Below are 2234 nucleotides of genomic sequence, written 5' to 3'. Positions count from 1 at the left end.
TGTGTCGTCTACTGGTTCGGTTATCCAGCCACCGATATTAACCAGAACGACTTCCATACTCGTGTGAGTTTTCGCATTTATCGTGAAACGCTTTTTCGCGTTTTTCGTGCGCCGCTTTAAGACGGTGACCATTGGTTGAATGTAGGATGACTTGCGAAGAGCATAAGCCGCTCGATTAAGCAACCGCTGCCGGAAGAGAGCCAGCGTAGGGAACACCGAAGGCGCGAAAGGCGCTGTGCATCCACCAGACTAGGACACTGGCGTCTATACGACCCTGCCGGGTTAGAATGCGGTGAAACACTGCATGGTGATGGTAGCTATGAGGCTTCGGAAAGAAAAAAGAATATGGAATATCTCTGACAGATAGCTTTTCTACATGTAAATATAAACGTATATCCTAATCGCATGTAGATGATTTGCCTCTCATGAGAGCGAATACATAGGAAAGCCAAAGCGGAGATATTCCACCGATATGGCCCAGCAGGAGCATTCGCAAACGGGAATGCTCCTGCTGGGTCAAACTTTTTACAAGCATAGGAATACATCGTATGATGACGATTTATGTAGTAACGGTTGAAAGAACGTGGGTAACCTCTTGGGGGTAGCATAAAAGCTATTTCCACCGTAGAAATCCAGCAATAATCGATGAATACCGGAATCATCTTTAGGAAAGGGTGAAAGAAACCTGTATCCAATCAAGGCCTGGCAGTCAATGGCATGGAACTTCCGCAGACATCGACCGTTCGATTAAGCAACCGCTGCTGGAAGAGAGGCCATGTAGGAAACACCATAGGAGTGAAAGACGCTATACGTCCTCGATTGATAGAAGGGAATTGAAATCAAGTTACAGAAAAAATGAAGGTAGTTCGTATTCGATTAAGTGTCTGGTAATCGATAACAGGGAACTTCTGTAGGAGGCACCGTATAAAGGTCGTTTTGCGTCTGGAGTTGATAGGAAAACATTGGAATTGCATTATAGGAAGAGTAGAAATAACCGGTACTCAATCAAGTGTCTAACGGTCAATAGTAAGGGACTTCCGTAAGAAATGCCGAAGGCGCGAAAGACGCTGTACATTTGTGGGAGAAGAAGGGCATCTACTGCCCTATCGCATAGCCGATGTGTTTGTAAAAGGACAAGCCTAAAAACAGAAACCAAACATACGGATAACCGTCCTGACAAGAGAGGAAGCATTCAAGGGACGGTGTGCGGTTCAGACGACCCTGGTGGAACGCAATTGAACAAAGGCAAAAGACCCGCTTCGGTTTTAGTCGGAACGGGTTTCTTTTTGTGTGTTTGCAAGGTAGAGAATAAAGAGAATTGTACAGTCTGTTTTCGGATAGCCACGATACCCCTCTATAAAATGATGAACATCAATCTAAAAAAGTAATTTATACACACAGATTGACTGAATTAGCCACACAGGTGAATTATTCCTATATACAATAATATTTTGCATAATATAATAAAATTTCTTGTCATAAACCGGAAATTCTATTGACATTATTAATATAACCTGCTTTAATTGTACTAACAGCTAAAGTCAATAAATATCTTAACCGGCCAGAATGTGCTTCGGTTTAAAAAGGGAGATGAGAATGGACTCACATCGTTCAAAGGCAAGCGTAATATGGCGGCTGGAATGGGGATTTCAGCTGGACGGTTTGTTCTGTTTAGAAAATGGGAAATTTAATGGGAATCTTTACGCTCCAACAAGAGGAAAGAGATCATTTCTTCTTGGACGAATGTACGCCATACATTCCTATTGTTCTACAGACCAAAAGTTTTAGGAGGAGAAAGGATAAGGATCATGAAAAGGACCAGACAGATTATCGCATGGATTCTGACCGTAGCGATCATGTCGATGAGCTTGGGGGTTATTCCCGCAAGTGCTTTGGAACAGACAGCTTCTGATGGCTATCCTGTTGGGATAAGTGCGGTTACAACAGGTGGTAATCCGCTGCAGGATGCGACCATTACATGTAGTTCAGAAGATGCAGACCACATAGCCAATGGGGAACAGACAGGTCCCGCCAAATATCTTGTCGATGGTGACAAAAAGACCCGTTGGGCGGCAACGTCCAGAGGAAATGAATGGATAAAGTTTGATTTTGGCGAACCCAAAGAGATTGGTTCCCTGATTATTACCTGGGAAACCGCCTTTGCCAGCGATTATTCCATTTTCGTTTCTAACGACGATCAGGAATACACCAGCGTATTCCATGACACTCCCAGT

Annotated in this window: 1 protein-coding gene; it reads left to right on the top strand. The window is 43.7% G+C overall.

Features of this window, described 5'->3' with window-relative positions; all coding sequences use genetic code 11:
* Positions 1–1808 precede the first annotated feature (1808 nt).
* Positions 1809–2234 (top strand): discoidin domain-containing protein (locus ACGCCZ_RS06910; protein WP_411655637.1); only part of this gene is annotated, 426 nt, incomplete at its 3' end.

The organism is Anaeromassilibacillus sp. SJQ-1, from assembly GCF_046693725.1.
GTDB lineage: Bacteria > Bacillota > Clostridia > Oscillospirales > Acutalibacteraceae > Anaeromassilibacillus.
This window is presented reverse-complemented; position numbering and strand designations above follow the sequence as displayed.